We start from the raw sequence: 21161 nt of genomic DNA on the forward strand, positions 1-21161 counted from the left end.
TGAATTGCTGAAAATTATTTGTCAATGATGCGATCATTTTGATAGATAGAAAATTTTTTCCGGCGTGGCCTTGTGTTCAGCCATGGCCTCAAGTTCGCGATAGATCGGATGAGGCTTGGTTTGTTGAGCAAGCGGGAAGGTCGAAGGTGGCCGAGGAGGTCGAGTGCCGCGGACTGAAAGAATTTCTTCAAACATTGCAATTAACTGTAGACAGGAAAAAAATTCCACATTATTTTGGCTCCTCAGCCAGCCTATCAGCGGACTGCTTGGCCAAAGGTGGGGAGGGGTGGATCTTGTGCAGAGGGCATTCTGCTCTGAAGAAAGTTGATTGCGAGCCGGTCGCAATCGTCGTCCTGGCCCTTCACCACTCGCCGTACCGGAAGTGGCTGCATCGATAAGGATAGCCGGTTGGGCTTTTTCTTGTAACAGGAGCATCAAATGAGCGAAAGATACAGCTGTGACGTACTCGTTGCGGGAGCCGGAATTGCGGGTGCGGGGGCAGCCTACTATCTGTCGAACCAAAATCTGAACGTTATCCAAGTCGAGTCCGACCATCCGGCTTCCGGACCGACCGGCTCATCGTCCGCGGTGTGCCACGCGTTCTATGGCGATCCTGAGTTATCTTTGCTCGCAAAACGGGGAATCGAGATCCTTAAGGATCTCCCCGGCGCCTTTCATCAATCTGGCTGCCTGTGGGTTTGCGGTCCTGAGCACGAACCCGCAAATCGCGAGATTGTTAAGCGGATCCGCGACGATGAAGGTAGCCGAATCGAGGGTCTGACCGGAGAACAGGCGCAGGCAATTCTCCCTCATTTCAATATGGAGGGGATCACTTTTGCCGCCTGGGAAGACGAATCGGGACACTGCGACCCTTACGGTGCAACTAACGAATTGGTCAATCGAGCTCGCGCAAATGGCGTTAAGTTTATGGGCGGCCGCTCGGTTACCGAAATTCAAGTAACAAATGGAAACACGACCGGGGTGACGCTAAGTGATGGCACCATCATCTCTACCGGTCGCGTAATTCTTGCAACGGGTGTTTGGTCGAAGGCGCTCCTGGCTAAGCTTGGAGTTAGCCTACCGACGTTTATTGAACGCCACTTCATGGCAGTAATGGACGCACCAGGTGTCGCAAGAAAGTTACTTCCGCATTGTTGGGTTGATGAAACTACGAACTGCTATGCTCGGCCGGAAGGCGAGAATACAATTTTGGTTGGAACCTGGGGGGGCGGCGGCACAGGCGTCGAGAACGACGCGCTTAAAGAAGCACACGCGCGCATGAACTATCGCCTCGAGGTCGCGGGCCAATTGGACCGAACGATCACGCAAGAGGAATCGGTCTGGGCCATTGAACATATCATGTCCCGTTCTCCTGAGATTGCCGAATTGGGCATCCGTCCCGGCTACGCCTGTCAATATGATATGAGCCCGGATCACCTCCCTATAGTTGACGAGATTCCGGGCGCAAAGGGAACTTTCGTGATCACCGGCTCAAGTGGGCATGGCTTCAAGCTTGGGCCTGCCATGGGCGAAGTCGTCGCACAATGGGCGTTGGGTCAACGTCAGGAATTGCTCAGGAAGTTCTCATTGCATCGCTTCGCATAACGTCCTCAGCGCATTTGCATCCATGGCGCGCTACTTGGTCGTCATGGATGCCAGCGCGGGCTTTTCCTCTTCGAGGAGACGCGCGTTATCCAGCGATGCACTCGCCTGGAGGCGGATCTCCTCCAATTCCTCGATACGTTCGCGCGTCCGCTTCTCCATGGAAGCAAGGATTTGAGCGATAACAGCTTCGATCTGCGCCACCGATGACGCCATCGTGTCGTAGGGCGAATTAACCTCAATTGGGCAGGTTAGTGTTAGTTCTGAAAACTCGGCAATGGGCGATAACCAAGGGTCCGTAAACAGAAGAATGCGAACGCGGCGGGCCGCAGCTAATTGGGCGAACGCAACAACGTCAAGCTGATATCGGCGATAATCGAACACGATTAAGAGATCGCGCTTTCCCAAGTCGACTAACACGTCCGTCTTTTGCGCCGATAGTGCGTCGATATGCATGATGTCTGGCCGAAATTGCAACAAGTAGGCTGCTAACATGCCTGCGATAAAACGGCTGTACCGCCCGCCGAGCAGGACGACCTTGCCCTTTGTATCCATTACCAGGCGGGCGGCCCGTTGATATGACGCCAGCGGGGTCGATGTCAGCGCTTTGTTGAGGTTGCTGGCCACCGAATGCATGTAGGCGATCGCAGCTCCTTGTTCGCTATGCGTCCCCATGTCGGGCCGTTTGGCTTCCATCATAAGCAGCGGCGAATGCAATCTTGCTTCAACATCTGCAAGTAACCGCCGTTGGAGGGCGGGGAACCCTTCGAAACCCAGCTTCATGGCAAGGCGAACCACAGTAGGGTCACTGACGCCGGCGCGCTTTGCGAGACTCGTGGCAGTGCCTAAGCCGGCCGCCGGGTAGTCGGTCAGGAGCACCTGAACGATCCGCTCTTCTGATGGTGTCAACGAAATGGCCCCGTGCAGCAGCATGTCTCTAACGTTCATCGTGTCCTCCAACTGACATTGCTGAAGAGAATATTACAAAATTTCTCATTGTGAATATGTTAGCGGGCTGTCCGAATAATGCACGATGGCAAGCCACCAAAGTGCGCGCAAGCGCGGCTACGCTAGTTTTCAACTACAGAAAGGCCGTCCACATTGTCGGGCGGTCGCGGCCAACATCGGCTGCCTTGGCCTTGAGCCAGCCTACAGGGTCACACCGGTCGCCGTCCATTCCCAAGTCGACCGGATCTCTGTCGGCTGGGGGGGGCGTGGAAGACGCTCTGAACCATCAGACGCGCCACTGCCCAACTCCAGGGGGAACCGATCAAAGCGGCGTGACTCAGACGAAGCCGCCCCAGCGACCCCGGTGGCTCAGATACAGCAGGACCTGGTCTGAAGACAGGTTTTCTTAGCCTTCGTTGCGCAATAGAGCTTTGTGCCGTTGTAGAAAGTTGTCAAGATGAATCTGACCATCGCTTGAGTCTTCACCTTCCGCCTGAGCGAACGCGAAAAGCGCAATTTCGTGGTCAAGAAGTAACTGGATATAGGGTTGGTCGTCAACCGGCGCCTCGACAAGCAGAGTCTCAAATTCACGAACGAATGGCCCCAATAGCTTCTTGAGCTTTACCGCAAATTGAGTCCAACCAAGCTCTGCGTACTCAACGGTTTCATCGCGTCCCTTCTCAGCAAGCAATACTTTGCTATTTGATTCAAGTTTGTAACGCGTGATAACTGGCAAAAGCGCCTCTGCTACAAGCCGCTCTATGGCGGCCAAATTGCGCAACTTTACGCGAGATTGTTCACTGTCAGCCTTTTGGGCAAGAACGCTAAAAAATTCTTCCCCCAAGATTTCACCCTCATAGGCGCTGAGCACGCGATTTTCGTAAGTCGGAGCAACAGAAGACCGCATCGGAACACCTTTATCGATCATGATTGTTGAGGGGCGCGACGGAACGAGCCGATTTGCTGAAGGCTCGTTTCGAAATACAAATTATGAGCGGCTGGAGGCTGACCAACCGGCATCATACTCAAAGCCTATTCGAGGGTAGCTGCGGCCCAGGTGCGTGTCAATATCTCTTCAGAGGCTGGCGCTGATGGAAGAAAAGTAGACGAGTCGGCAACGAGGAGGGGCAGGCAGCCTGTAGGATCCAGGCGAGGAGATTGCGGCATGGATTGAAGATCAAACTTCCTGGGTGCTGTTTATGTGCGATTTCGACGATGGACAAGGGCACCAGGAATTCGGCAGTGAGGTAAGACCAGAGATGCCGCCCTTGCAGGATAAGGATCGGATGGTCCTCAAAGCCTTCCCGTTCTGGTCTGACTATCTCCAATATCGATCAGCGCGCGCCGATCGGCATCGATGGCTATTGCTCAGCTCTGTGGGGATTGTGCGCCGGGAGGTCAAGTTCTCCAGCCTCTGGGGTAGCAATCAGCAATCTTACGACCGCAGCTGGAAGGCTGTAGCGCCTTCTGCACAATTTTTAATATGACAGAATGATGTAATGAGATTGACATGAAGGTTGACCTGTCCAATAATCGTAATTCCGCAGAGGAGCAGACGGATGGTCAATCCCCGCATCAAGGCTGTGACGATGGATTCGCTGGCTTTGGCCGTTATCCTAGTGGCAGTAGGGATCTTGGCCGGTGTTTTGTTTGGAGCGAATGGAACCCGGATCGCGACATCGATGTCAATCGTGGTCACTGCCTGCGTTGGTTTGCAGGTTTTTTCCGGCAACACAGGTATCGTGTCATTCGGTCCTGCAGCCTTCATGGGAGTGGGCGCCTACACTGCAGGCATCCTCACGATGAGCCCTGTTGTTCAACGGACCGCACTTCCTCACCTCCCGGTCTGGATGGCGGGCTATGGTCTTTCAGTCTGGTCGTCGTTGATTGTAGCCGCCCTTACGGGGCTGGTTTTGGCTGGGGTGAGCGGCATCGTTATGCGGCGGTTGTCCGGTTCGGCTGCGTCCATCGCCACTCTGGCATTGCAGATTATCGTCTACACGGTTCTGGTAGCGACAAAGGATATCACACGCGGCAGCCAAACATTTTACGGTGTGCCCCGCAATACCACGCTTGTGGTTGCTCTATCTGTGGCGGCGCTGTCGATCGCAGTTGCCCGAACATTTAGGGATACAAGGACTGGTCGCGCCGTCCGAGCCACGCGAGAAGACGAAGTAGCCGCAGCGGCAGTGGGCGTGGACGTTCGCCAAGCGCGACTTAGGGCATGGCTGTTGAGCGGGACCATTTTGTCGATTGCCGGGGCGTTGACGGCTCAGTTTTTAGGTGCCTTCGGCCCCAAGGATTTCTACTTCGAGTCGTGTTTTCTGCTGATTTCGATGCTGATCGTCGGAGGCCTCGGTTCTGTTTCGGGCGCTTTAGTGGGCGTGATAGTAATCACAGCAGTCACGGAGCTTCTGCGGGCGCTAGAGGGCGGGGGTAATATCCTCGGATTTTCGGTCCCGGCCTTGTACGGACTGCCTCTCGTTGGTGCTTCGCTTGCAATGATTCTCGTCCTCTTCATCAGGCCCACTGGTCTTGTTGGTAGCCGGGAACTCGAGCTGTCAAAAGCATGGGATCCTTTGAAGGGGCGCGACAGCAAGCTCCTTCCAGGATCGCAAGATTTTCAGGCACCAAAGGGTGCACACGCTTTGGAGGCAAATCAGCTGTCTCGTCATTTTGGCGGTGTGCGGGCCGTCGACGGGGTAACCTTCAAGGCTGAAGCTGGCCTCATTACGGGGTTGATCGGTCCGAATGGTGCCGGGAAGAGCACCTTGATCAATCTGTTGACTGGCCAGTTACGACCTAGCGCAGGTCATGTGGCGCTTGGATCGGATTTGATAGAAAATAAGCAGCCTCACATAATTGCCCGCGCAGGTTTGGCGCGAACTTTCCAAAACCTTCGTGTCTTTGCTGACATGACTGTAAGGGAAAATGTCTTGGTTGCCGCTGAGGCATGTGCGGCCGACACGGCTCTATCTGTATGGCGCACCAATGACGCCCTAGCGCGTTTTGGCCTGGAAACATTAGGGGACCGGCTTGCCGGCAGCCTTCCGTACGGACAGAGACGTCTTGTAGAAATCGCCCGCGCTCTTGCCACGGGCCCCAGGTTCCTCCTTCTTGACGAGCCTGCTGCGGGGATGAATCCGGCCGAGACTAAAGAGTTAATGGGCAGGTTGGCCGCACTGCGCGCGGACACAGGCGTGGGCATTCTCGTGGTTGAGCACGACTTGCACCTTATAATGTCGCTTAGTGACACCATCATCGTTATCGACCGGGGCAAGCGCATCGCCGTGGGCACGGCAGACGCGGTCAGAACCGACCCTGCCGTGATATCAGCCTATCTCGGAAGCAAAAGGATGGGCGAGAAAAAAACTCAGGTCGAAACAAGCTCTGTGGTGCAGGTCATCGGCGCTAGCGCGTCCTAGAGATGGTATCGCTGAGTTACTCAGTCTGATGGATATTTAATGGTTACAAAAGCACAAAGGAGTTGCAGACAGAATAACTATTAGACTTCGGAAAACGAAGCATTGGTCAAACCTCACACGGGAACTCAAAAATGAACAAGCTAAGATATGCAACTGCGCTCGCTTGCCTTGCTGCGATAGCGCTCTCGTCAAGCGAGGGATACTCATCGGCGGATGAATACAAGATTGGAGCCGCAATGGCCCTGACTGGTGCCTTGGCACCATACGATCAACCCGGCCTGGCCGGCTTCAAGTTAGGCATCAAAGATCTCAATGCCAAGGGCGGCATTGGGGGCATGGCGACGGTCACTCTCGAAGTTATCGACACCCGGTCCGACACAGCGGCTACCGTCAACGCGGCCCAGAAATTGATCGAAGACGGGGTTCAATTTCTCATTACCCCGGCCGATGCCGATCCCTCGATCGCAGCGGGTCAGATCGGACAGGCAGCGGGCATTCCGATGCTCAACCTCGCTGGTTCGCCCAGCCTAACACCTGCTGTCGGCGACTATATGTTCATTTCTTATCCATCCGACACTGTACAGTCGGCTGCGCTAGCAAGTTATGCCGCAGAAACCGGCTACAAGACGGCATTTCTTCTGAAGTCGCCCGACTCCGCCTATACGTCCAAATTCCCAGACTATTTTGGCGAAACGTTTCGGAAAAAGGGTGGGAGCGTTGTCGGTGAAGCGTCCTACTCGATGGGGCAGCCAGATTTTTCTGCGGTGGTTTCTCAAATCAAGCGATTAGCACCGCAACCTGACGTTATCATGACGACCGCGTACGAGCCTGACTTCCCAGCCTTCATCAAGCAGTTGCGCGGTGCTGGTGTTAAGGTTCCTGTTATCGCCTCGGATGCCATCGGTACTCCGACCGTGTACGGACTCGGTTCGGTGGTCGATGGCGTTGTGCATTCCTCAGCCGGCTTTCCAACCCCTGGCAGCGGGATGGAAGCTTTCAACAAGCGCTTCAAGGAGGAAACCGGTCATGACGCGGAAACCTCATACGAGGCATCAGGATACGAATGGGCACAATTGCTCGACGCCGCAGCTCGCAAAGCAGGATCGCTGGACCCCGCGAAAATCAGAGACGCATTGGCTGGCCTGGAAGATGTGCAGACCGTTCTCGGCAAAGTGACGTATGCTGGAACTGAGCGTGTTGCTCTGCGCGACGTTGCAATAATCCGAATTGAGGGGGGGAAGTCGACCTTTGTGAAGGTATATCGACCGACGAAGGAGGAAATCCCCAATCCTTAAGCTGGTAGGAACGCCAATGCTTCGTGTCGAGGGAATGAAAATACGCTACGGGGCCGTCCAGGCTGTCCATGGCGTCGATCTAAACGTTGGAAATGGAGAACTTGTCACACTCATTGGCGCCAATGGCGCCGGCAAGAGTTCGATTCTTGCCGGCATCGCCGGGTCCATCCCACCTGCCGAGGGCAAGGTGTTGCTCAAAGGTCAGCCACTCACCGGCCTGCCCGCAGACGTCATCAGCCGAAAGGGAATAGCACTAACTCCTGAGGGTCGCCGTGTTTTCGCCCATCTCACAGTTGGTGAAAACCTGCATTTAGGGGGAGCGGCGTTCGCGAAAGGTAATGAGCTGCGGGCTCGCCGAGATAGCATGCTCTCCCGCTTTCCCATCCTTGCTGAGCGCATCGATCAAAAGGCAGGGAGCCTGTCGGGCGGTGAACAGCAGATGCTGGCGATCGCCCGATCTTTAATGAGCCAGCCCGACCTGCTCTTGCTCGACGAACCTTCGTTGGGCCTTGCGCCTCAAACGATAGACAAGGTCTACGAATTAATCGAAGACCTGCGCAAGCAGGGGCTTACCATTCTGCTTGTTGAACAGAATGTCGAGTTGGCTCTGTCCGTGGCCGATCGAGGCTACGTGGTAGCCAACGGCCGTATTGCTCTAAGCGGTACGGCATCTGAACTCGCCAGCTCTGACCTTGTGCGGCAGGCATATTTGGCAATCTAGGAGGTCGTCATGGAATTCGTCCAGTACCTGGTTAATATTCTTAGCCTGGGTGGAATATACGCTCTCCTGGCGCTGGGGCTGGCGATCGTATTTTCGATCGTTGGGCTCATAAATTTCGCACATGGCGAACTGATGACGATTGCAGGCTACCTCATAGTACTGTCGCTTTCATTCGGCCTGCCGTTGCCTGTAGTTCTTCTAGTGGCCTGTCTGGGAGCGGCGCTCTCTGCGGTATTGATGGATCGAATAGCGTTTCGTCCTATGCGGTCCGCGTCCGTGACGACGCTTATGATTACCAGCTTTGGCGTAAGCACCATTTGCAAGGTTTTCTTTCAAAACGGAGTTTCTGCTCGCGGAAGAGCGGTCGCTCTGCCGGAATGGATGTCAGGAACTCTTACTTTCGGAGGCTTTCAGATCGGGATGGTCCCGCTGACATCCATCGCCCTGACGGCACTAGCTCTAATCGGGCTCGACATCTTCTTACGCAAGACCACTTTGGGCGTCGCGATGCGCGCCGCATCCGAAGACTTCATCATGGTTAGCTTGCTTGGTTTGCGCGCAAACACAGTCATTGCGACGTCCTTCGCGATATCAGGCCTTCTTGCTGGTATTGCCGCGATATTGTGGATTTCGCAGCGTGGCTCGGTAGATCCGCTCATGGGCTTTACTCCGGTCCTGAAGGCCTTCATCGCTGCGATCATCGGCGGGCTGGGTTCTTTGCGGGGAGCCGTGCTGGGCGGCTTTGTGCTCGGCGCGTTGGAGGTCGGTTCAGAACCGTTCCTCACCACTGGAACCGCGCCATACCGGGATGCGCTTGTCCTTCTGGCGGTAGTTCTTTTGTTGCTTGTCAAGCCGGACGGTCTATTGCCAGCCGTACGGGGTCTTCGCTCGTGAATATGCACGCTCTGGTGGCGGGTAGGAATCAGACCGGATGTAACAAGTACCGACGGCAAACGAGCAAGCACTGACGCCGCTATGGCTTCAGCCCGTTGAGCAACATTATCAATTTGCCGCGACGGTGTGGGTATATCGGTATAATAAGGAGGAGAACAGTGATGGATTTAACCCTAAGTAACGCCGAGCTGGTACGCAATGCTCGCGCACTCCGACCGCTTTTGCGTGCAAATGCGGAGGAATCAGCAAAAAACAGACGACTTGCTCAGGAGAGTGCTGCGGCGGTGCGAAGCGGCGGCTTTCTGCAGGGTTTGGTGCCGCGCCGCTGCGGTGGTCGCGAGATTGATATCCAGACATACTGCGAGATTTGTGAGGAACTAGCCCGCGGCGACAGTGCTGCTGGTTGGCTCGCCATGGTCGCCAATAGCAGCGCATCTTTGATGGGGCTCATGCCTGACAAGACGCGCGACGATGTCTTTGGCTCGGATCCCCGCGCGGTCGTCATCGGTCAATGGGCCCCCACCGGGAAAGCCACCGCGGTCGAGGGGGGCTGGATGTTGACAGGCAAATGGCCCTGGGCGTCCGGATGCTTCGAAGCGCAGTGGAGCTTCGTGGGCTCCGCGGTCCTGGATGCCAGTGGGGCTCTGATCGACGTACGGCTTGCACTGGTGCCGACGTCCGAGCTGAAGATCGAAGACACATGGCATGTCGCTGGGATGGCAGGGACGGGGAGCAATACCTTTGTGGGAAAAGATATCTTCGTGCCGGAACACCGGACGATGCTCATCAGCGAAATGCTTTCCGGCTTCAGTCGCTCGGACCATTCTGACGAACCTCTCTATCGGGCACCGCTCATAACCGCGCTTCCGTTGGGCATATGTTCTGCGGCTGTCGGGATGGCGGAGGCAGCTTTCGATTTCACGTTGGAGAACCTCGAGCGCGGCAAGCCCATTGTGACGTCCCTATATACAGATGCAAGGCAGTCCCCAAGCTACCAGCTAAATCTGGCAGATGCTCGTGGTCTGATCGACTCCGCACGGTTGCATACGATGCGCGCGGCCAGCGATATCGATCGCTCCGTCAGCGACGGTACAAGCATGACCGATCTCGAGCGAGCTCGCGTCCGACTTGACGCGGCGGTTGCGCAAAAACGCGTGCGCGAGGCCGTAGACCTGCTGCTGAACATAGGCGGAGCGTCGGTTTTCATGCTCAGTAATCCGGTCCAGCGGATCTGGCGCGACATGGAGACTTGCACGCGACATGCCTATATTAATGGCGACATTGGGCGCGAGATATACGCCCGGGCGCTGCTGAAGCTTGACCAGGTGAGTGCAGGCTTCTGAAAATTAGGTCTGCGATCAATTCAGAACGGGTCACTGCTACGGAGGACAGACTTGGATAGGAACGATGCCTTCAGGGAGGCGATGGGCCGTTTCGCCGGGGCCGTCAATATCATCACGACTGAAGAAGATGGCCTTCCGAGCGGCCTGATCGCCACTGCGGTTTGTAGTTTATCCTTCGATCCGCCGTCTGTTCTCGTTTGCATCAACAAGTCGGCCAGTTCGCACGACACGATTTTACGGCGAGGTATCTTCGCCGTAAATCTGCTATCTCCTGCGTTGTCCAATGTGGCGCGTCGATTTCAATCTCAAAAAGGTCCAGATCGCTTCGAGAAGAAATATTGGGTCGCGGGCAAAACCGGGGCACCGCTCCTTGTTGGCGCGCCGATGGCGCTTGATTGCAAACTTAGCCATACCTACGACGGTTTTTCGCACAGTATCTTGATCGGCGTCGTCACCGACGTGCAGCTTGGGGAGGGCGATTCCCACAATTCGCTCCTTTGGCAAGGTCGCCGATACCACAAGCCGATGGAATTCGTTGAACTGGTTCGTCGACCCGCTGACGTACAAATGATTCTGGATGAAATGATTTTCTAGGTTCAGAAAGGATCGCATGATCAGTCGCACCCGCGAAATCACTCTACGACGATCCTTGAGATCTCAGCCCCCATCATCACGCTCCGCCACTCCGCCCTCAGCTTGGCCAGTTTCCACCTTCTGCGAAGTACTCGGTCTCGAACCGCGCCGAGTCGATTCTGCCCACGGTCGCGAGGCTGGCGGTTCAATTTGCATACGTTCGCGCAGATCCTTTGAATCTCGGACAATTCGCGGCTGCGTTTCTTCAGCCCTCGCAAGCACTGACTTACTAACTCGGTATTCACGAAGCCGAAACGGGCCAACTTGGTGAATATCACCAGCCGGCAAAGGATGAGATCAAGTCGGGCGAAACCTTCCCAGCGGCGACATCTTGAAGTGCTTGACCAATAATAGAAATGCCTTCGTCGGCTTCACTTGTACTCAATATGAGCGGCGGGGTAAGCTCCAGGACGTTCGAATTCGAACCGACATAATACATTACGAGTCCAAGCTGGAACGCTCTATAAACAGTGAGAGCGGTCTGGATTTTCGCTGGTGCGCGACTAACGCGATCGCCCACAAGCTCAATCCCAATGGCAAGCCCTTTCCCCCGGACATCGCCAACCAAATCCCAATCTCTGCTTCGCTTCGAAAGTGAGGCCAACATGTAAGAGCCGATGTCTGCCGAATTTCGGACCAACCCGTCCTTTTCGATCGTCTCCAGTACCGCCAATGCCGCTGACGCGCAGATCGGATTGCCGTGTAGCGTTTGGTAGGAAAAGGTAGGGGAGTGATTCATAATGGGTTCGGGGCCGACGACCGCAGATATCGGCAAACCTCCGCCGAGGCCTTTACCAAAAACCACAATGTCTGGCTCAATCCCTGAATGTTCGAAGGCGTGCAGAAGTCCGGATCGAGCTAGGCCAAACTTCACTTCGTCACACACCAGAAGAATTCCGTGCTGACGGCAAAACCGTTCGATCTCGGCGAAGAAACCGACAGGCGGCACTAGCAATCCTCCATCGCCCTGTATTGGTTCGATAAAGAAGGCAGCAACTTCTTCTGGCCGAACGTCCGCCGAAAAAACCTCCTCGAGATGGGACAGCGCCGCGGCACTGGCAGCTGTCGGGTCACCTGCCGCGTAACTGTTCGGATAAGGCACCAAGATCAGGCCGCCGAATTTCTCCACACCTTTGAGCGCCGGATGACCCGAAACAGCCATGGAACCGCTGGTCCCGCCGTGATACGCGCCCTTGAAGGCCAATATTCGACGGCGTCCGGTGGCTGCGACGACCATTCGAGCTACTGTTTCGTTAGCATCAGAGCCAGAGTGCCCCAACCAAACTCGGCCGCGGCTGCGTGGTGGAACCAATGATAAAAGCTTCTCAGCAAGAAGCACGCTAGGTTCGTTTGCGGAAGACAGGTAGCTTGCACCAGCTTGATCTGAAAACGCCCGCGTAATGGCCTCGCGAACCGAAGGATGAGCATGCCCCAGGCTGGCAGCTCCCCAAGAGGCCGAAAAATCAAGAAGCTGGCGACCATCATCGCCTCGCAAATACGATCCTTTCCCTCCAACGACCGCTTGAGGAAAGAAACGAAGTTGAGCCATGTTCGAAACTGATTTGCTTTCACGGCGATAAAGATCGGTCACTGGTCTTCCTTTCATATCGGCAGCGGGGAGCACCGGGCGATTTCGGCTATTCGATCTTCTTGCTCGCCATAGGTAAGGCGCTCAATTCGGCTCTATTGCTTGCCAAAACGCCCCGTTGACCAGGCGCGCGGCCATTGCCAAATTATTTTCAGAATTTTACCATTACTGCAAATAGAAAAAATTTTAACATTTTAGTACGGCCGGCAAGGAACGGGCATCGGGGCCGGAGATTAGGCGCACAACGAGGGTGGCGTCGACCAAGAGCGCAGCTCCGGCATAGCATCGAAAGGCTGCGGAGTGTGGATAGTCAGCCTTGGCCTATTGCGGATTACGCCAGCCGGCGCGCACCCTGGCTACCATGGTGGCGGAGCATGTTGAATTGGCGTTGTTTGAGCAGTCGCTCGGCAATCGCGAGGGCCTGCATCAACCGTTCGGTGATCGTGTGGCTGACGCTGCGGAGAAAACAGCAGGATCGGTTCTATTCGACGTACGTGTCGACGGCGATATCTGCGTTCAGCGGATGGCTGGGATTGGATATGGCGAAACCGGCACAGCGATAATCGTAATGGAGAAGAGCGGACAGCTTAGATGCGCCTCGATCAACGGAGACACAGCCCTTTTGGTGGCAGAATTGGCTGCCTGGGATGCGTCGCCGCTAAGTGAGCAAGCGAGGGGTGAGCACCGCGGAACGGCCATCATCCTGCTGGCGAGGCTTCGTGGCTCGGGTCACTTCGCCCCGTTCCCTGCCGGCTGAGCGCTGCTTCTTACGGGAGGGCACATTCGCGTCGGTACGGCAGCTCTCGGCAAAACAAAAAGGCCCGCGACGACGTCGCTGGCCTTTCCGTTCTGATCGGCAGGGGTTCGATCAGAAGTTGCGCTGGAAACGGACGATGCCGCCAACGCTATCCTTCTTGTCGGCCTTGGTGAAGTTGCCGAACGGAGTGCCATCGTCGAAGTGACCGAATGGTCCCAGTCGACTTCGGTCGTGATCGTGAAGCCCGGAACGATGGTATAGGCGACGTTCGCAGCCAGAGCGTAGTTCTTGTCGTCGTCAGCCGAAGCCTGGAGGTTGAACGCGGTCTTGGCATTGAACTTGTAGGTGCCGCCGCCCCAGACGGCCCAGTTGCCGCCCCACGGCTTGTAGAAGCCGCGGCCATGAGCATCGATGGCATTGCCGGGATCGTCGCTGAGGTTATCGTCCGTGCCGTAGCCGCCCATGATGAACAGGGTCAGTTCCTTGGTGACGTTGACGTCCAGTCGAACCTTGCCAGCCACTTCCATAGGAGCTGTCATAGGCGACGACACCCGTGACCGCGCCCCAGTCGCCTTTGTATTTCAAGCCGCCGACAACATGGGGGACATAGCTGTCGATTGTGCCGGTCGCGCCGGAGCCTTCTTCCAGCGAGACAACGCCCGAGAAGCCGCTGCCAGCGTCGAAGGTCCTGCCGACGACGAGCGCTTTGGACCTTGCGGGAAGCGTCCCTGAACAATCGATCGGGCATTGAACCCAAAGGGAGAGCGCATTGCGCCGCGGCCAACAACGCGGCGAGCCTCCATGATTGTTTCACCCCGATTGGATCGCGAAGCAAACTCCAGCGCAGACGTCCGACGTTGTTAACCCAGTGACGCCAGACGACACGGATCATGCCGTCTCAAGCACGTCGGTCCATCTCGGCAAACTGCGTCCCGACGCGATCGAGGAAGAGGACGTCGGCGACGGCACCGTGCCAACGTGGAGCGGCTTCACGTCCTCTCTGCAACGGCAGTTCGTGGGTGGCGAGCACGGGACCATTTATGTACGCACTCCACTAAAGTATCGTCGGCGCTTGCGTGCCTCGTTGCGCGGCCGCCACGTCTGCCGGTGCTGAATGCGGGAGGCTACAGCCTTCAAGCTGTTTGAATATTCCAGATCGTCTAATTTCAGCTCACAGGAGTAGACCACCGTCTGGCGCATCGCAACGATCACGTGGTCCTCGCAGTCGTGCTCGGCCTCGGCCGCCCGCATCCTGAGTTGTTGCCCGCTCCGCCGCAGAATTGGTCGCAAATACGCCCGGGGTATTCTTCAAGCTCTCGCTTCATCGCCTCCGGCATCGGCACGAGCGGCGGCGTGGCGTTGCCCTGCACGATGCCGCGGCGTCTCGAAGTTCGAGTCGGCGCCAGCGCGTTCGCCGGCGATGTTACTCGAACGTTATCCACGGCACGCCTTGAACCAAGCGCCCACCGTGTGAACAGGAATCTCCCATCCGCGCAATCCTCTTGCCGTTGATCCGCGCGATTGAAGAGCCTTCTTTAATGCTGTCGGAGGTTGTCGGCGCGCCGGAACATAGGCATCTGTCGCTCACGGTGGCGATTGGAACGCCCTCCACGCAGACAAAATTCTGACCGGTCAAGATCACGGGGCCGCCGATATGCGGCCGTGGTCCAGGCTCGACCAGGGGGCAGATATGCATGTGGCCTTTGAGGCTAACAAGTTGTCCAACCATGTCCATCTTCTCAGTCCCGTCCCATTATGCTCCCAGAAAGTTGATCGAGATCCACAGGAGCCATCCGGCGATTTCAAGATGAGCTGATGGCACGACGACCGTTCTCGACTTCGACGGAGCCCGGACGCCGCGGGCTAGGGCATGACCCATTCGACCAGACATTTCCGAGCTGTTCAGGACGCGAATGACCGACGCGAGAACACCACGAGACATTTGCCAACAGCGGTGACATGATCAAGCTTTCGTGCTCCATCAGTTCGTACCGGCAACGCGGCCGGAGGCCGCCCGATTGCAAGACTTGAATTACCCTGGGCGGAAAAACCCCAAGTGAATGGGTTTAGTTCCTAGGACACAGGGCTGCCAGGGCGGCAGCCCGAGCCCACGGATGGACAAGACCTTCAGCAATAGCAGCGAGACGCTGCTGTAGCGCGGGCGGAAACGCTCCCACGCTTGCTCCAAGGACCCGCGCGGCCGCGACACGGTTGTCCGGGTCGTTAAGACTCTCGGCGAAGGTGACCAGGCGCTCCTGTAGCTCGGGCGGAAGCAATCCCGCGCTCTCTCCGAGGCTTAGCAGCGCAGTGACACGATCGTGTGGGTCGTTGAGATTCTCGGTGAGCACAACGAGGCGCTCCTGTAGCTCGGGCAGAAGCGATCCCGCGCTCTCTCGGAAGCTTTGCAGCGCATTGACACGATGGCGTTGGTCGTTAAGATTCTCGGCGAGCACAACGAGGCGCTCCTGTAGCTCGGGCAGAAGCGATCCCGCGCTCTCTCCGAGACTTTGCAGCGCAATGACGCGATGGCTTTGGTCGTTAAGATTCTCGGCGAGCGCGACGAGGCGCTCCTGTAGCTCGGGCACAAGCTTTCCTACGGCTGGTTTCAGGGCTGCGAGGGCCGAGGAGTAATCTTCGAGGTCAGGGTTCACGACGAGGTCGACGAGGCGCCGCTGGAGCGTGGGCGCAAGTCCTTCGACGCCCACTGCGAGGCCCAGCAGAGCTGTGACGCGATGCTCGTACTGGGCGAGCCCCTCGGCGAGCACGACGAGGCGCTGCTGTGGTCCGGGCGCAAGCGATCCTAGGTTCGTTCCGATGCCCCGCAGGGCTTTAGCGCGAAGCTCGGGATCGACAAACGCCTCGGCGAGCCTGACGAGGCGCTGCTGTAGTGCAGGCGCAAGCTCTCCTAGGTTCGGTCCGATGTCCTCCAGGGCTTGAGCGCGATGCTCGGGATCGACAAGCCCTGCTGCGAGGTCGACCACACGCTGCTGGAGCGCGGGCACAAACTCTCCCCCGCTTATCCCGAGGGCTGACAACACCGAGACGCAGTCTTCCGAGTTGAGCTCCTCGACGCGATCGACGAAACGCTGCTGGAGCGCCGGCACAAGCCGTCCCACACCCATTGCCAGACCAGCGAGGGCAGCGACGCGAAGCTGGGGATCGCCAACCCCCTCGGCAAGTTCGATGAGACGCTGCTGGAGTATGGGCGTAAAGTCACCCACGGCCAGCCCGAGGTCATCCAAGGCCGAGAAGCGAAGTTCGGGGTCAAGCGCCTCGGCGCGATCAATGAGACGCTGCTGGAGCGCAGGCGCGAGCCCTCCCACCCCTTGTCTGAGGGCTGCCAGGGCATCGACGCAGTGCTCTTCGTCGTCAAGTCCTTCGGCGACCTCGACGAGGCGCTGCTGAAGCGTGGGCGCGAGCCCTCCCAGCCCCCCGCCGAGGGCTTGCAGGGCAAAGACGCGGTGCTCGGGGTTGTTAAGTCCTTCGGCGATGGCAACGAGCTGCTCCTGCTGCACGCCGGTCAGGCAATTGAAATTGGATGCCAGAGATTCCAACGCGCCGGCAGCCATTAGTCCGACATAGGGATTCGCGACTCCTGGCTGCGGGACCATTAACCTGCTCCAGACGGCCTGAACCCGGATTGCCATCTGGCGCCTTTCTTCCAACGCCGCGGACATTTGGACAGCAGCACGCAGCTCGCCGTCTGTCTGCGACACCGCCAGCAGATCGATCGGGCTGAGCCTTTCCGCAATCGCGCCGAGTAACTCCGGGAGCAGCCCCGTTATTCCTGTTACCTGTTGGAGCCAGTGGTCCAGTTGTGGCATCATTTCGCTTGGTGTCCTCACTCACAACTTCGAGCCTTTGGTCCGGAGCACTTGGCATCAGCGCGACTTGATCTCGCGGGCCAGTTCGTCCTGAGCTGGGCCCAAACGCCAGCTCCACATGGCCGTCGCCGGTCGGGCGCGCCTCGTTGAGCGTTGGCTACGCGGCTTTCAACTCCTTGCCCATCGCCTCACCAGCCGCTCCTGCCGGGCCGACTACTGTCCCCAACTCTCCCTATCTCCTGGCCGGCAAAACGGCATTTCTTTGTTTAGCTGCGATGTGCTGAAGCGTCCCATATAAAACGGATATGCCATCATGCGCGTTCGAGAGCATTCAGCAACGCCGGATCCAGCGGGTGATAGAGCTCTTATGCATAATGGTCAGTATGAATAGGTTGGACGCCCAAGTGTGAAGGCTTTGATTTGCGACCATCAGCTCGTCGTGGCGAGTGGATGGTGTGGGGATGAAGTCGGTGGATACGATTGCCCGGGTTCGGCGCGCCTTCCATGTGCAGGGATGGTCTCTCAAGCGGATTTGCCGCGAACTGCATGTGTCGCGGAACAAGTCCGCAAGATACTCAGGTCCGATGAGACATCGTTCCCCTACGAACGCGAGCGGCAGCCCAAGCCCAAGATCGGTCCGTGGCAGGATCAGCTAGACGGGTTTTTGAATGGCAACCGTGGCAAGACGGCGCGCGAGCAGCTGACACTGATCCGGATTTACGAAGAGCTTTGCAGCCTCGGCTACGAGGGAGGCTATGACGCCGTCCGTCGATACGCGAAGAACTGGGCGAAGGCACAGGGGTCGGCGATGGCGGACGCCTATGTGCCGCTGTTCTTCGCGCCGGGCGAGGCCTACCAGTTCGACTGGAGCCACGAGATCGTCCTGATCAACGGCGTGACGGTGACCGTGAAGGTCGCCCATGTCCGGCTCTGCCACAGCCGCATGATGTTCGTCGGGACTGTCAGGAATTTCGTGTGCGGGCGGGCGGTTGAACATTACGCCGCCATGGCCCGGATGAAGCGCTCGCCGAAGATGACGGCGAACTGGGCCTTGGCCATGGTCCACTTACGTGGCGGCATTTTCCACTCTTTCTCGGATCGGTTCAAGATCAGGTAGAGCAACTTGGTTGCCGCATCGTCGCTTGGGAAGTGGCCCCTGGCCCCGACAGCCCGCCTGAGCTTCGAGTTCAACGCCTCTATTGAGTTCGTAACCGGTATGAAGATGGCGGTGCCGATGTCCGGCTGCGGTTTTCGCGATCGCGGCGTATGGTGCGACCATCCGGGACAGAGGCACCGGGAGCACGAAGGTGCGGGCAGGCCGATCTTGTACGTTGAGCTGCGAGCTCGTGTTAGTAGATGGCCGCCTCTGCGACTCGCCCGGTTGCGCTGAGAGCGCGGATCCGTAGTTGTCGTGTCGCCCGCCGCTCCCCTTTGACTGATCGAAAGGAGACAGAGGAATGCGACGTGTAATCGGAATCGACACCCACCGCACCTTTGGCGAGGTGGTGATTTGGGAAGACGGTCGGCTGCGGCATGTGGGCCGGGTCGACATGACCCGGACGGCGCTGGAAGGCTTCGGCAAGAGCCTTTTGGCGACGGACGAGGTGGTGATCGAGGCGACCGGCAACTGCATGGCGGTCTCTCGGGTGCTGTCGCCATTCGTGAAGCGGGTGGTGATCGCCAACCCGCTGCAGGTCAAAGCGATCGCGCACGCTCATATGAAGACCGACAAGATCGACGCTGGCACGCTGGCCAGCTTGTACGCAGCCGGCTACCTGCCGGAGATCTGGACACCGGATGCCGCCACGGAGCGGATGCGCAGACTGGTCGCGCGGCGCTACCAGGTCGTGCGGCATCGGACCCGGATCAAGAACGAGGTACATTCGATCCTCTACGCCCACCTGATTCCGCGGTGCCCCCATGCCGACCTGTTCGGGCGCCTCGGTCGTGCCTGGCTCACCCGTCAGCCGGTGCCAGATGACGAGCGCGCCGCAATCGAGCGCCATATCCGGGAACTGGAGAGGCTGGGTGACGATCTCCGCGTACTTGACCGGGAGATTGCCGAGAGCGCGCATCGATGATGCGGTGATCAAACGGCTGCTCACAATCACTGGCGTCAATCTCGCAGTGGCCGGCGGGCTAGTGGCGGCTGTCGGTGACATCGGCCGTTTTTCCAGCCCGCAAAAACTGGTGAGCTATTTCGGCCTGAACCCACGCGTGCGCCAGTCGGGGCTCGGTGCTGCCCATCACGGGCGGATCAGCAAGGTCGGACGCAGCCATGCCCGCGCGATGCTGGTGGAAGCCGCCTGGGCGGCCGCCAAGACGCCGGGGCCGCTCCATGCGTTCTTTGTCCGCATCCGGGCCCGGCGCGGCCATCAGGTTGCCGCCGTCGCCGTGGCGCGCAAGCTGACGGTGCTCGTCTGGCATATGTTGACGAAGGAGGCGGACTACCTCTGGGCGCGACCCAGTCTGGTTGCACACAAGATGCGCAGCATGGAACTGCAGGCCGGCAAGCCGCAGAAGAAGGGCAACAGCCGCGGTCCGACCTATGCCTACAATGTCAAGGAGCTGCGGAACCAGGAGATGCGCGTCGCCGAGCAGGCCCAGAAAGGATACGAACACTTCGTTGAGGCTTGGCGCCCGCGCCTGCCAAAGGAAAAGGCGCGCGGGCGCCTCAGTCCGGCAAGGCTCGAATAAGGCGGCCCGGCGGCGCTTTCAGCCGATGCACCACGCTTCGCCACGAGGTCGCCCGCGCACGAAGACAATAGCTGACTGCGTCGGGTATTTCCAGTTGCGCCAGCCCCTCGGGGGCGCCTTGCACCCCGATCCGATCGGGAGCATGCCGCCGTGCTCGGGTCGATCAAGGCCCAAGCCTTGCGGTGGCCGCGTAAAACGCGGCCAGCCTTGACTGCCCCTGCGCGCGGCGGCTGTGAAATGGGGCGGTCGGGACGGAAGAACACCAGCGATGCGGTCGAACCAAAGAACATACTCGGGGAGGTTCCAGGGCTCGTCACAAAATAGCGCTTGTCGATCTCATCCGTAGCGCTTGTCGATCTCATCCGTAGCGCTTGTCGATCTCATCCGTGGTGTAAATGATCCGACGGACGTCGTCAGGGAACGCGAAGAATGGAATGACCTCGCCCCAGGCGCGCCGCCAGCTCTGGCCGATGGCGGGATAGCGCTGGCCCCAAGGGCCGGCCTCGAACGCCGCCAGCGCCTTTTCGGCGGCATCGGCATCGACGGCGCGGTAGATTTCCTTGAGTGCGCTGGCGAGGCTCTTGCGGTCTTTCCAAGACACGAAGTCCATCGAGTTGCGCAACAGGTGGACGATGCACGTCTGGACGATCGCCTCCGGGAACACTGCGGTGATCGCGTCTGGGAAGCCTTTCAGGCCATCGACAACAGCCAGAAGGATATCCTCCGTGCCACGGTTCTTGAGCTCGTTCATCACCCGCAGCCAGAACTTGGCACCTTCATTCTGCTCGAGCCAGAGGCCCAGCACCTCCTTTGCACCATCGGCGCGCACGCCCAGTGCGATATGGATGGCCTTGTTGCGGACCATCCCTTCATCGCGGATCTTGACCTGGATCGCATCGAAGAAGACCAGCGGGTAAATCGGATCGAGCGGCCTTTGCTGCCAGCTGGAGACTTCGTCGAGCACGGCGTCCGTCACCGTTGAGATCAGGTCCGCCGACACTTCGATGCCGTACAGATCGCGCAGGTGCCCGGTGATCTCCCGGGTGCTCATGCCGCGCGCGTACATCGATACGATCTTGTCATCAAATCCGGGAAAACGGCACTGGTACTTGGCGATCAGCTGCGGATCGAAACTCGACTGGCGGTCGCGCGGAACATCGATATCCAGCTTGCCGGTCTCGGTCGTCACCGTCTTGCGGCCATAGCCGTTACGCGTATTGCCAGCGTCTTCGCCGCTCGCCAGATGATGGTCCATCTCCGCGCTCAGCGCGCGCTCCGTCAGAGCCTTCTTGAGCGTATCCAGCAGGCCGCCCTGTTCGAAGGCAGTACTGGCTGTGCCTCCTGCCAGCAGCTGGTCGAGAAGATCATTCGGTATTGCAGGTTCTTTGCGTCGGGTCATAGTAGGAATCCTTTTTACCCAGTATGCCCGCCCGC

The 21161-nt window shown here is 58.0% G+C and carries 14 protein-coding genes and 6 pseudogenes; 11 read left to right on the top strand and 9 right to left on the bottom strand.

Translation table 11 applies throughout. From position 1 onward, the window contains the following. Positions 1-33: 33 nt before the first annotated feature. The gene (locus ACFOJ9_RS02835; protein ID WP_378976909.1) at positions 34-228 is read right to left on the bottom strand and encodes a hypothetical protein; all 195 of its coding nucleotides are present in this window, start codon (positions 226-228) and stop codon (positions 34-36) included. A 210-nt stretch (positions 229-438) separates the two neighbouring features. Between ACFOJ9_RS02835 and ACFOJ9_RS02840 the strand changes: the two genes are divergently transcribed. Continuing rightward, on the top strand, positions 439-1605 hold the full coding sequence (locus ACFOJ9_RS02840; RefSeq protein ID WP_378976911.1) for an NAD(P)/FAD-dependent oxidoreductase: 1167 nt from the start codon (positions 439-441) through the stop codon (positions 1603-1605). A gap of 30 nt (positions 1606-1635) precedes the next feature. Here ACFOJ9_RS02840 and ACFOJ9_RS02845 read toward each other — a convergent pair whose 3' ends face one another. Together ACFOJ9_RS02845 and ACFOJ9_RS02850 are read right to left on the bottom strand one after the other, a co-directional pair. Beyond that, positions 1636-2550, bottom strand: coding sequence for a MurR/RpiR family transcriptional regulator (locus tag ACFOJ9_RS02845; protein WP_095090531.1), 915 nt, complete (start codon positions 2548-2550; stop codon positions 1636-1638). A 406-nt stretch (positions 2551-2956) separates the two neighbouring features. Continuing rightward, entirely contained in the window at positions 2957-3421 is a 465-nt protein-coding gene (locus ACFOJ9_RS02850; RefSeq protein WP_378976914.1) for a hypothetical protein, read from the bottom strand. 688 nt (positions 3422-4109) lie between these two features. Between ACFOJ9_RS02850 and ACFOJ9_RS02855 the strand changes: the two genes are divergently transcribed. The 6 genes from ACFOJ9_RS02855 (at position 4110) to ACFOJ9_RS02880 (ending at position 10822) form a co-directional block, all read left to right on the top strand. Continuing rightward, positions 4110-5975, top strand: coding sequence for a branched-chain amino acid ABC transporter ATP-binding protein/permease (locus ACFOJ9_RS02855; RefSeq protein WP_378976916.1), 1866 nt, complete (start codon positions 4110-4112; stop codon positions 5973-5975). Positions 5976-6106: 131 nt separating this feature from the next. Beyond that, a complete protein-coding gene (locus ACFOJ9_RS02860; protein ID WP_378924199.1) occupies positions 6107-7270 on the top strand; it encodes an ABC transporter substrate-binding protein in 1164 nt (387 codons plus the stop codon). A gap of 16 nt (positions 7271-7286) precedes the next feature. After that, positions 7287-7991 carry an ABC transporter ATP-binding protein gene (locus ACFOJ9_RS02865; protein WP_095090336.1) on the top strand — a complete coding sequence of 235 codons (705 nt, stop codon included), beginning with the start codon at positions 7287-7289 and terminating at the stop codon, positions 7989-7991. Positions 7992-8000: 9 nt separating this feature from the next. Beyond that, positions 8001-8885: a branched-chain amino acid ABC transporter permease gene (locus tag ACFOJ9_RS02870; protein ID WP_095090335.1), complete on the top strand. Its 885-nt coding sequence runs from the start codon at positions 8001-8003 to the stop codon at positions 8883-8885. A gap of 161 nt (positions 8886-9046) precedes the next feature. Beyond that, positions 9047-10228, top strand: coding sequence for an acyl-CoA dehydrogenase family protein (locus ACFOJ9_RS02875; protein WP_378976918.1), 1182 nt, complete (start codon positions 9047-9049; stop codon positions 10226-10228). Positions 10229-10279: 51 nt separating this feature from the next. Then, positions 10280-10822: a flavin reductase family protein gene (locus ACFOJ9_RS02880; protein WP_206073804.1), complete on the top strand. Its 543-nt coding sequence runs from the start codon at positions 10280-10282 to the stop codon at positions 10820-10822. 313 nt (positions 10823-11135) lie between these two features. On the opposite strand, the gene ACFOJ9_RS02885 is transcribed toward ACFOJ9_RS02880, so the two are convergent. Next, positions 11136-12452, bottom strand: a complete 1317-nt coding sequence (locus tag ACFOJ9_RS02885) for an aspartate aminotransferase family protein (protein ID WP_378976920.1) — start codon at positions 12450-12452, stop codon at positions 11136-11138. A gap of 358 nt (positions 12453-12810) precedes the next feature. On the opposite strand from ACFOJ9_RS02885, the gene ACFOJ9_RS02890 reads away from it, so the two are divergent. Next, positions 12811-13206, top strand: a complete 396-nt coding sequence (locus ACFOJ9_RS02890; RefSeq protein WP_095090595.1) for a hypothetical protein — start codon at positions 12811-12813, stop codon at positions 13204-13206. On the opposite strand, the pseudogene ACFOJ9_RS02895 reads toward ACFOJ9_RS02890, so the two are convergent. Then, positions 13179-13854: pseudogene (locus tag ACFOJ9_RS02895) on the bottom strand (porin). The gene ACFOJ9_RS02890 and the pseudogene ACFOJ9_RS02895 sit on opposite strands and share 28 nt — an antisense overlap. On the opposite strand from ACFOJ9_RS02895, the pseudogene ACFOJ9_RS38815 reads away from it, so the two are divergent. Then, a pseudogene (locus tag ACFOJ9_RS38815) lies at positions 13798-13938 on the top strand (hypothetical protein); the annotation flags it as partial. The pseudogenes ACFOJ9_RS02895 and ACFOJ9_RS38815 sit on opposite strands and share 57 nt — an antisense overlap. Positions 13939-14629: 691 nt before the next feature. On the opposite strand, the gene ACFOJ9_RS02900 reads toward ACFOJ9_RS38815, so the two are convergent. Together ACFOJ9_RS02900 and ACFOJ9_RS02905 are read right to left on the bottom strand one after the other, a co-directional pair. Beyond that, positions 14630-14941, bottom strand: coding sequence for a PAAR domain-containing protein (locus ACFOJ9_RS02900; protein WP_378921789.1), 312 nt, complete (start codon positions 14939-14941; stop codon positions 14630-14632). Positions 14942-15272: 331 nt separating this feature from the next. Further along, on the bottom strand, positions 15273-17033 hold the full coding sequence (locus ACFOJ9_RS02905; RefSeq protein WP_378976922.1) for a hypothetical protein: 1761 nt from the start codon (positions 17031-17033) through the stop codon (positions 15273-15275). Between the two features lie 458 nt (positions 17034-17491). On the opposite strand from ACFOJ9_RS02905, the pseudogene ACFOJ9_RS02910 reads away from it, so the two are divergent. Beyond that, positions 17492-17985 (top strand): annotated as a pseudogene (locus tag ACFOJ9_RS02910) (IS21 family transposase); the annotation flags it as partial. Between the two features lie 41 nt (positions 17986-18026). Here ACFOJ9_RS02910 and ACFOJ9_RS02915 read toward each other — a convergent pair. Continuing rightward, positions 18027-18248 (bottom strand): annotated as a pseudogene (locus tag ACFOJ9_RS02915) (transposase); the annotation flags it as partial. A gap of 257 nt (positions 18249-18505) precedes the next feature. Between ACFOJ9_RS02915 and ACFOJ9_RS02920 the strand changes: the two are divergent. Further along, positions 18506-19727, top strand: a pseudogene (locus ACFOJ9_RS02920) (IS110 family transposase). 373 nt (positions 19728-20100) lie between these two features. Here the strand turns inward: ACFOJ9_RS02920 and ACFOJ9_RS02925 are convergent. Next, positions 20101-21126: pseudogene (locus tag ACFOJ9_RS02925) on the bottom strand (IS256 family transposase); the annotation flags it as partial. Positions 21127-21161 lie beyond the last annotated feature (35 nt).

Source organism: Mesorhizobium cantuariense, from assembly GCF_042647205.1.
GTDB classification, from domain to species: Bacteria; Pseudomonadota; Alphaproteobacteria; order Rhizobiales; family Rhizobiaceae; genus Mesorhizobium; species Mesorhizobium cantuariense.

Coding starts and splice junctions, on each gene's coding strand:
- ACFOJ9_RS02870 (WP_095090335.1), top strand. CDS start 8,001: ATGGAATTCGTCCAGTACCTGGTTAATATTCTTAGCCTGGGTGGAATA.
- ACFOJ9_RS02860 (WP_378924199.1), top strand. CDS start 6,107: ATGAACAAGCTAAGATATGCAACTGCGCTCGCTTGCCTTGCTGCGATA.
- ACFOJ9_RS02865 (WP_095090336.1), top strand. CDS start 7,287: ATGCTTCGTGTCGAGGGAATGAAAATACGCTACGGGGCCGTCCAGGCT.
- ACFOJ9_RS02905 (WP_378976922.1), bottom strand. CDS start 17,033: ATGATGCCACAACTGGACCACTGGCTCCAACAGGTAACAGGAATAACG.
- ACFOJ9_RS02855 (WP_378976916.1), top strand. CDS start 4,110: ATGGTCAATCCCCGCATCAAGGCTGTGACGATGGATTCGCTGGCTTTG.
- ACFOJ9_RS02890 (WP_095090595.1), top strand. CDS start 12,811: ATGGTGGCGGAGCATGTTGAATTGGCGTTGTTTGAGCAGTCGCTCGGC.
- ACFOJ9_RS02840 (WP_378976911.1), top strand. CDS start 439: ATGAGCGAAAGATACAGCTGTGACGTACTCGTTGCGGGAGCCGGAATT.
- ACFOJ9_RS02845 (WP_095090531.1), bottom strand. CDS start 2,550: ATGAACGTTAGAGACATGCTGCTGCACGGGGCCATTTCGTTGACACCA.
- ACFOJ9_RS02875 (WP_378976918.1), top strand. CDS start 9,047: ATGGATTTAACCCTAAGTAACGCCGAGCTGGTACGCAATGCTCGCGCA.
- ACFOJ9_RS02900 (WP_378921789.1), bottom strand. CDS start 14,941: ATGGACATGGTTGGACAACTTGTTAGCCTCAAAGGCCACATGCATATC.